The following is a 5,798-nucleotide window of genomic DNA, read 5'->3' on the forward strand; positions in this document are numbered from 1 at the left end:
CGACGACGCCCTTGCCTCCGGCTCGGAGTTAGCACCACCTCTTCCTCCAGGGGACTTCCACCCCCAGGCAATCGCCCATGCTGGGCACACCATGACGGGCCCCCGGCCGCCGTGGACGGCGACCGGGGGCCCGTTGACGTTTGGTGCTCCAGCGTCTCCGCTGGAGCGACGCCAGATTACTACCGTTGTGTCCGTTTTGTATAGGAATTTCCTAGACGGCGTAGTGCGGGTAGCCGTAGCCGACGACCTGGGAGGTGGGACGGACCCGCTCCTCGACCTTGCCGTTGCCGGTGTTGCCCTCGACCGTGGAGATCGTGCCGTCACCGTTGTCCTTCACGACGAACCCGACGTGCTGGATGTCGCTCAGGCTCTTGCCGCCGTCCCACGAGAAGAAGACCACGGCGCCGGGCCTGGCCTCGGTGCCCCAGCGGTCGTTGGCGGCGAACCACTTGGCGTGGGCCACGGTGTAGGCGTCCCAGCCGACCTGCGACCTGGCGCCGCTCTCCTCACCGACCCACGAGACGAACATCGAGCACCAGGCGGCGTTCAGGTAGTCCTGCCTGCTGCCGCCGTCACGCTGGACGGTCTCGGTGGCGCGGGGCGAGTCGGCGTACCACTGCTGGAACTTGGTGCCGCCGCCGCTGGCGTTCTCGGACGTGCCGACCTGCGCCTTGGCCAGGTCCACGACCTGCCGGGCGGTGACGTTCACCTTGGCTTCGCCGTGCCGCCCGGCTTCGGCGGGGGCGACGGCGGCGGTGTCCTGCGAGGGCGCCATCTCCGCGTTCACCGCGGCGTTCACTCCGAGGGCCGCGGCGGCGACGGTCGCGCCGAGCGCGAGCTTGGCGTAGTCACGCATGCGAATATGCGAGAAACGGTACTTGGCCATGATGCGATCACTCCTGCTTCCATACCGCTTACCGGGTTAGCTGACGGGTTCGGGGAGGAAGCTCCCCTACGGCGCTTGACGCGCAGATTCACCCCTATGTGGCACATGGGTCCCCGGTTCCGCGCGCAAAGGCACGGATTCAGCGGTGCACAGGCATGCTGATACGCCTGTGCTGCGTGCGATTAATGTGACGTCCGAGATTCGGACGGGGGTCGCGCGGCCCAGAGGAACTCGCTCGCGTGGATACGGTCCGGCCCCGCGTACGGGAGGTATAACACGCCCCTGACCTGGGTAATTCCCGCGCCATGAAATCGCCATGCCAGGGGCGGTTTCGCCATGGGACAGCATGAAATCCCGCAAGCGAAAAGATCGAGCAGCTCGTAGAATCGCGGCATACGTCTTCCTTCTGGAGCGTCCATGCGCGTGATCATCGCGGGAGCCGGGATCGCCGGGCTCACAGCGGCCCTGAGCCTGCACGCCGCCGGCATCACCGACGTGACCGTCCACGAGGCGGTGGAGGAGCCGCAGCCGCTCGGCGTCGGCATCAACATCCTGCCGCACGCCATCCGCGAGCTCATCGAACTCGGCCTGGCCGACCGCCTGGCGCGGATCGGCGTGGCGACCGCGGACCTGACCTTCCTCACCTCCCGTGGGCAGCGCATCTGGTCCGAGCCGCGCGGGTCCGCCGCCGGCTACCGCTGGCCCCAGTACTCGATCCACCGGGGCCGGCTGCAGATGATGTTGCTGGAGGCGGTACGCGAGCGCCTCGGCCCCCGGGCGGTGGTGCTCGGATCGCCCGTCACCGGCCTCGACCATGACGCGGACCTGCTCATCGGCGCCGACGGCATCCGCTCCAGCGTCCGGCGGGCCCTGTTCCCCGGTGAGGGCGAGCCGCTGCCCGGCGGCGACGTGTTATGGCGCGGCACCACGTACCGCAAGTCGTTCATGACCGGCAGATCCATGCTCATGGTCGGCGACAGCACGCAGAAGCTCGTCATCTACCCCATCGCGCCGCCCTCCGACGACGGCACCCAGCTCATCAACTGGGCCATCCAGCGCCCGGCGCTCGTGGCGGGCGTACCGAGGGGCGACTGGAACTGCCTGATCGGCGTGGAGAAGGTCCTGCCCCACGTGGAGGGCTGGCACTGCGACGAGCTGGACGTCCGCGCGCTCATCGCGGGCTCGACCCAGGTCCTGGAGTATCCGCTGGTCGACCGGGACCCCTTACCGTACTGGTCCACGCCCGCGGTGACGCTGATGGGCGACGCCGCGCATCCGATGTACCCGACCGGCTCCAACGGCGGCACCCAGGCCGTCATCGACGCCCGCGTACTGGCCTACGCGCTGGCCAACGGCCTGGGCCTGGAGTTCTACGAACAGCAGCGCCGGCCCGTCACGAACAACATCGTGCTGGCCAACCGCAAGGACGGCCCCGAGATCATCCTCCGGATGGCCTGCGAACGCGCCCCTGAGGGCTTCGCCGACATCGAGGACGTCCTGCCGCTGGCCGAACGCGAGGAGATCGCACTGCGCTACAAGCAACTGGCCGGCTTCGAGCCCGCCACCCTCAACGCCCGCCGGAGCTGGTCGGTGTCCCCCGCCCCTTCCTGAACACCGCCGGGGCGGGTTCCTGTGGCAGGTGGCGCTCCAGGCGCAGCATCAGCGCCGCGCCGAGCGCGGCGAGCAGGCCCACGACGAGCCAGGGCAGCAGCCGGTCCTGGCTGAAGAGCAGGCCGAACAGGCCGGGCGCGACGATGTTCGCGCCCGCGAAGGAGTACTGGAACGCCGCCAGGTAGGTGCCCCGCGACCCGGCCGGCGCCGCGTCCGCGGCGAGCGCGTTCGTCGCGGGCCCTGAGATCATCTCCGCGGCCGTGTAACACACCACCACCGCCACCAGGTACGGCACCAGCGCCCCTGACGGCAGCAGCACCGCCGCCGCGGACGCCGCGCACCACAACGCCCAGAGCCCGCCGGCCAGCGCCATGGCGCGGGCACGGGTGCAGCGGCGGCGGACGAACCGGGTCAGGGCGCCCGTACAGGTGGCCAGGAGCAGGGTGTTCAGCGCCAGCAGGGGGCCGGACACCCAGTCCGGCCCCGAGAGCCCCTGGACGACGTAGACGGGCAGCGACAGGGCGAGGAACGTGCTGCACAGGGCGAAGATCGTACATGTGCCGATCAGCGCGAGGTAGGGCCGGTCCCGCAGCAGCGCCCGGTGGCCGGAAGGGCCGTGGGCGGGCGGCGGGGCGTGCGGGACGGGCGGCACCGCGAGGACCACCACCAGCGCGGCGGCCAGGAACGCCACCCCGCTGCCGACGATCAGCCCGTCGTAGACGCCCGCGGAGTCGAAGGCGAGCAGCGTGCCCGCGAGCAGCGCCCCGCCCCCGGCGCCCGCCTCCCGGATCATCCCGGTCCTGGCGAACCAGTGGTCCTTGGCCTCCGCCCCCTCGGCGTCCGCCAGGTCGGCGATGAGCGTGAAGACCGAGGACCAGTAGACCCGTAACCCGACCGACGTCACCAGGACCGCGGCCACCAGCGAGCCGACCCCGGAGACCGTCAGGTAAAGCAGGAAGCCGACCCCCTGCAACGCCTGACCACCGGCGACCACCAGCCGCGGCCCGAACCGGTCGGCCAGCCGTCCCACGACGATCGGCACCGGCAGGGTCAGCGCGGTGGTCACGCTGATGAGCAGGCCGATCGTCGCCAGGTCCAGGTCGGTGACCTTGAGGAAGTACAGCAGCGACAGCGGCAGGTACAGGCCGGTGCCCAGCGCGTCGACCGCCACCGCCACCAGCAGCGGCCGGCCCTTTCGCCCGCTTTCCCCCGCCATGTGATGCACCGCTCTCATCCCGCGCCCGACCAGCCGTCGTTTTTAGCACGGGGTTTCGGCTGGCCTCAACCGGTTAAATCGCCGGGCCGGGCGGGGGTCCGGCGATCTTCGCCAGCTCCCGCAGTCCCTCCAGGACCTCAGCCGAGGTGGGGGCGTTCGCCGGATCGCTGAGGCTCTGGATCATCACACCCGTCATCAGCGCCGTCTGGATCATGCCCAGCGTACGGGCGGAGCGGTCGGACACGGTCTCCTCCGGCACGCTCCGCATGATGCCGGCCATGCCGCGCCACCCTTCCGCGACGCCCCCCGCCACCCGCTCACGCAAGTCGGGCTGGCGCTGCGTCTGCAGGAACAGCTCCACCGTGGCCAGCCAGAGGTCCGGATGCTCGGCGAACTGCCCGATGAGGCCGTCCCACATGCGCCCGTACGCGCGGCCCGCCTCTTCTCCGTTGCCGTCGCCGTCGCCGGGGGCGAGCGCACGGCCGAGGCTGTCGCCCCACTCATCGAGCGACTCGAACAGCGCCTGGGTGAGCAGCGCCTCCCGAGATCGGTAGTGGTAGCCGATCGCGGCGGTGCTCACGCCCGCCGCCGTGGCGATGTCGCGGACGCTGGTGCGGTCGTAGCCCTTCTCACGCAGGCACTGCTTGGCGCTCGCGCGGTGCGCGGGACGACCGGCCCGAAGGTGCACTCCTTCCAGGGCATCCCGTACGCCACCGCCGCCCGCTTCGCCGCCCCGCGCCCGGCCGCCTCATGGACCGGCGTACGAGACGCCACCAAGCCCGGCCACGTGTGCGCGCAGCCCACCGGCTACCCCATCGGCAAACCCAGCACCGACGAGGACTGCCTGAACCTCAACGTGACCGCCCCCGCCGGGAAGAAGCTGCCGGTGATCGTCTGGATCCACGGGGGCAGCCTGATGTACGGCATGGGCGACCTGTACGGACCCGACCGGCTCGCGGCCGGCGGCGCCGTCGTGGTCTCGCTGAACTACCGCCTGGGCGTCGCGAGCTTCCTGACCCACCCGTCGCTGCCGGAGTCGGGCGGCCTCGCCCTGGACGACCAGCGCGCGGCGCTGCGCTGGGTACGCGCGAACATCGCGGCCTTCGGCGGCGACCCGGGCAATGTGACGATCATGGGCGAGTCCGGCGGCGGCTTCACCGTCTGCGGCCACCTCGCCTCTCCCACCTCCGCCGGGCTGTTCCACCGGGCCATCGTGCAGAGCGCGCCTTGCGGCACCCCGGGCAACGCCTCCCGCACCAAGTCCGAGGCCCCGGACCGAGAGCGATGACGTCATCAGAAGGCGGGCTGCGCCGACGCCTCCGACGTGGCCGCCTGCCTGCGCCGGCTCCCGATGAGCAAACTCCTGACCGCCTACGGCACCCAACGCGAACCACGCCCGGTCAGCGGTGTCCCGGCACTACCGCTCCCCGTGGACGATGCATTGCGCACAGGCCGGTTCAACCGCGTCCCCATCCTGTACGGCGTCAACCACGACGAGGAGAACGGGATGATCCTCGGCCAGGAACTGGCCACCGGCAAACCCCTGGGCGCCAAGGACTACGAGCCCGAGATCCGGCAGGCGTACGGCAAGAAGGCCACCGCCGTGCTGAAGCGCTACCCCGTGGGCAGGTCGGCAGGCAGGACCCTGGCGAAGGCGAAGACCGACTCGACCTGGTCGGCGCCCACCCTCGACACCGCCCGCGCACTGTCCCGCTGGACCTCCACCCGCATGTTCGAGTTCGCCGAGCAGCAGACCCCCTGGTTCGCCGGCTACCCGAAGCCGAGCTTCCCCGCCGCCGCCCAGCACATGTCCAAACTGCCGTACCTGTTCGACCTGACCCTGTTCACCAAACTGTCACCCCGCCAGGCCGCCCTCGGCGACCGCCTGATCGCCGCCTGGACCCGCTTCGCCACCACCGGCGACCCCAACAGCGGCGGCGAGCGTGGCTGGCCCCGCCTGCGCGACGATCGCGGGCAGGCCGGCTGGCACGTGCACTCCCTCACCTCCGGCGCCTGGAACCGCGCCGACTTCGCCAAGGACCACGACTACCGCTTCTGGAGCACCGCCTGAACCCGCTCGGACCC

4 protein-coding genes, 1 pseudogene and 1 riboswitch are annotated in these 5,798 nt (G+C 70.9%); of the genes and pseudogenes, 2 read left to right on the forward strand and 3 right to left on the reverse strand.

Annotated features, from left to right (window positions below; all coding sequences use genetic code 11):
- Positions 1 to 211 precede the first annotated feature (211 nt).
- Positions 212 to 886 (reverse strand): CHAP domain-containing protein, encoded by a 675-nt coding sequence (locus AB0I81_RS41195; protein WP_360669110.1) that lies wholly within the window; start codon positions 884 to 886, stop codon positions 212 to 214.
- A gap of 11 nt (positions 887 to 897) precedes the next feature.
- A riboswitch (cyclic di-AMP (ydaO/yuaA leader) is annotated at positions 898 to 1,041 on the reverse strand.
- A gap of 262 nt (positions 1,042 to 1,303) precedes the next feature.
- Between AB0I81_RS41195 and AB0I81_RS41200 the strand changes: the two genes are divergently transcribed.
- Entirely contained in the window at positions 1,304 to 2,497 is a 1,194-nt protein-coding gene (locus tag AB0I81_RS41200) for a flavin-dependent oxidoreductase (protein ID WP_360669113.1), read from the forward strand.
- On the opposite strand, the gene AB0I81_RS41205 is transcribed toward AB0I81_RS41200, so the two are convergent.
- Positions 2,454 to 3,713, reverse strand: coding sequence for an MFS transporter (locus tag AB0I81_RS41205; RefSeq protein ID WP_360669116.1), 1,260 nt, complete (start codon positions 3,711 to 3,713; stop codon positions 2,454 to 2,456). The two genes, AB0I81_RS41200 and AB0I81_RS41205, sit on opposite strands and share 44 nt — an antisense overlap.
- 73 nt (positions 3,714 to 3,786) lie before the next feature.
- Positions 3,787 to 4,401 (reverse strand): TetR family transcriptional regulator, encoded by a 615-nt coding sequence (locus AB0I81_RS41210; protein ID WP_360669119.1) that lies wholly within the window; start codon positions 4,399 to 4,401, stop codon positions 3,787 to 3,789.
- Here AB0I81_RS41210 and AB0I81_RS41215 point away from each other — a divergent pair.
- Positions 4,396 to 5,784, forward strand: a pseudogene (locus tag AB0I81_RS41215) (carboxylesterase family protein). The gene AB0I81_RS41210 and the pseudogene AB0I81_RS41215 overlap by 6 nt on opposite strands.
- Positions 5,785 to 5,798: the final 14 nt, after the last annotated feature.

The organism is Nonomuraea sp. NPDC050404 (assembly GCF_040655495.1).
Taxonomy (GTDB): domain Bacteria; phylum Actinomycetota; class Actinomycetes; order Streptosporangiales; family Streptosporangiaceae; genus Nonomuraea.

What these genes read in the sequence shown, in the direction of transcription:
- AB0I81_RS41195 (WP_360669110.1), bottom strand. Translation starts at nt 886, where the DNA reads ATGGCCAAGTACCGTTTCTCGCATATTCGCATGCGTGACTACGCCAAG.
- AB0I81_RS41200 (WP_360669113.1), top strand. Translation starts at nt 1,304, where the DNA reads ATGCGCGTGATCATCGCGGGAGCCGGGATCGCCGGGCTCACAGCGGCC.
- AB0I81_RS41205 (WP_360669116.1), bottom strand. Translation starts at nt 3,713, where the DNA reads ATGGCGGGGGAAAGCGGGCGAAAGGGCCGGCCGCTGCTGGTGGCGGTG.